The sequence below is a fragment of the Aliivibrio sp. SR45-2 genome, from assembly GCF_963890165.1.
Lineage (GTDB): Bacteria > Pseudomonadota > Gammaproteobacteria > Enterobacterales > Vibrionaceae > Aliivibrio > Aliivibrio salmonicida.
Genome location: NZ_CAWPRC010000027.1, coordinates 1 through 2,512, shown reverse-complemented (window position 1 = coordinate 2,512; position 2,512 = coordinate 1). Strand labels below are relative to the sequence as shown.

The following is a 2,512-nucleotide window of genomic DNA, read 5'->3' as shown; positions in this document are numbered from 1 at the left end:
GGAAGCGTTGACAAAGATCGTGTAACAAAGCCATCAACACGATGCTTATAACATTCGGCATTCGCGGTTTAAAGTATAATTGGTTTGGAAAGTTGGTCGTCAGCACGTGTTATGGCGGCGTTATGCCTCTTTTTTGATAATGAGAAAACAAATGAAACCTACAGAATCTGAAGAGTTATTCCTAAAGTATGCATATAATCGCTTTTATGATTTATATGAAGAAATAATGAGTGATAATTTCTGGATTAAAGATGATTGGTATCGCTTTAGTAAAGTTTCAGCCACATTTGCTGTTTATTCGGAATTACTATCATACGACCCACTCAAGCATGTATTAGAAATAATGAAAACTCAGCGGCCTCCAATGGAAGCTGAAATTGGTGGGCAATTATTCAAGTTTGTGCGGAATTTATTAGCTCATTTCCCATTCTTTGAATGTTGGGATGAAGTCTGGATTAATAAACCTATGGCAAACTGGCAAAGAAGTGGGTTAACAATAGACCGTTTTCTTACGAAGTTCAGTAATTCTAAACCTGTTAAATACCGCTTTTGGGAACCTTCTAGCCAAAAAATGACTTATATCTCAATTAGTTTTCCAAGTAGCTATGACGAAACTAAAATTTACCTAAAGGATATTTTGACAGAAAAAGACGGTGTTAAATTTTCTCTCATCATGATGCATAATATTTTGAATACTCAGGTTGAGTCTCTAGATGAAAAGGCATAACAAATGCATCAACACGATTTGCTACACTCGGCGTTATCAGTTTGCCTTTAGTTTCAGTGATTAAGGCGTTAAAATTCAGCTAAGTCTGTATCGTAGCAAACGTGTTATGCAGGCGTTAAATGAATTAAGGATAATGAATCATGATTAAGGGATTATACGAACCTTATAGTCTTTTCTTTGCTTTTATGGCATCAGCTTTAGCTATGGTACCTTTATTTAAGTTACTAAATAGTTGGCTTTATTCTAATCGACATTTTAAAAATTCAAATTTAGAGCTTCTTTATGAATCAATGCAAGAAACTGAAAATTTGGCGAAAAAACTAATAGTTGAGCAAGTTTTTTACTCGATCTTCCGAATTAAAACCAACTTTGAAATAATTGAATTGTTATTGAATCAAGATAATCCAACTCAATCAATAGAGTATTATAGAGAAGGGCGGAAATATTTAAATATAGCTAAAGGTCGGTTTGTGCTTAAAGATACTTACCAAAATCATAAAAGAAAGCTATTTGAGCCAAGCTATAATCGCGTTAAGAATTGGCTTTATTATGTACTAACGTCATCTTTATCATCAACACTGTTTATCGCTGCATTCAACCTGTTTGAATACAATAGATTATTTGAAATATCGTATTTGACTTTCAATTTTGTATGGATGGGGGTGTTTTTATTAATTGCTACTATTCTTGCATGCAAGGCGATATTGATTATGACTAAAACAGTTAACATTCATTCAGCCGTATCATTAATTGAGCTTCAATCTAATTATTACAATAAAGCAAAGTGGTATTATTAATTCAGTTAACAAATGCATCAACACGATTTGCTACACTCGGCGTTGTCAGTTTGCCTTTAATTTCAGTGATTAAGGCAGTAAAATTCAGTTTGTTTTGCATAGTAGCAAACGTGTTATGCAGGCGTTATGCGACAATGTTGAAATGGAGGGTTCAAAATAATATGGATATATCATTAAAACCGATGAATGAAGACTCATTCTTAGAGTACTTAAATCAAGTTATCCCTGCTTATGCTAATGAAAATATTCAATCAGGCCGATGGGATGAATTAGGTGCATTAAATAGGTCGAAAAAAGAGTATGGTCGTCTATTACCTGAAGGCTTAAAAAGTCACAATAATTACTTATTTGATATCATAGAGAGCAAAAGTAGTAATAACGTTGGTTATATTTGGGTAAAAGTTGAAGATCAAACCATTACGAAGTCCGCTTTTATATATGATGTAGGAATATATTCAAATTATCGTAGAAAAGGTTATGCCAAATCAGCACTTCATTGCATTGAGAAAGTAGTTGCAGATCTTGGAGTAACAAGTTTAGGTCTTCATGTTTTTAGTCATAATACAGCAGCTCAAGCTTTATATAATAGCATAGGTTATCAAGTGGTTAGCCATAATATGAGAAAAGTAATCAGCGCATAACAAATGCATCAACACGATTTACTACACTCGGCATCTCAGGTTGTCGGGTGTTTCTCGTTTTAAGGCGTCAATTTCAAGTATAATTGCATAGTAGTAAACGTGTTATGCAGGCGTTAACCCAATTTATCGAGTATTTATGAATAAAAATAATTTAATTAATTTAAGCACTGATACACTTGAAACTGTTATTGATCAGCTAATTGATAATGAATTAGTTAAAAGTATTCCAGTTGTTAATACTGCTGTAAATGTAATGGCTATTGGTCGCTCTATTAGAGATGTACTTTTAGCTAAAAAGCTAAAGGTTTTCTTTGATGCACTTGATGAAGTTAGTGATGAAGAGCGCA

Annotated in this window: 4 protein-coding genes; all 4 read left to right on the top strand. The window is 33.2% G+C overall.

Annotated elements, in window-relative coordinates; translation table 11 throughout:
- Positions 1-151: 151 nt before the first annotated feature.
- Positions 152-727 (top strand): hypothetical protein, encoded by a 576-nt coding sequence (locus AACV33_RS01450; RefSeq protein WP_255458669.1) that lies wholly within the window; start codon positions 152-154, stop codon positions 725-727.
- Positions 728-867: 140 nt separating this feature from the next.
- A complete protein-coding gene (locus AACV33_RS01445; RefSeq protein WP_182700682.1) occupies positions 868-1,524 on the top strand; it encodes a hypothetical protein in 657 nt (218 codons plus the stop codon).
- A 161-nt stretch (positions 1,525-1,685) separates the two neighbouring features.
- Positions 1,686-2,165 carry a GNAT family N-acetyltransferase gene (locus tag AACV33_RS01440; protein ID WP_182700681.1) on the top strand — a complete coding sequence of 160 codons (480 nt, stop codon included), beginning with the start codon at positions 1,686-1,688 and terminating at the stop codon, positions 2,163-2,165.
- A gap of 136 nt (positions 2,166-2,301) precedes the next feature.
- Positions 2,302-2,512 (top strand): hypothetical protein (locus AACV33_RS01435; RefSeq protein WP_182700680.1); only part of this gene is annotated, 211 nt, incomplete at its 3' end.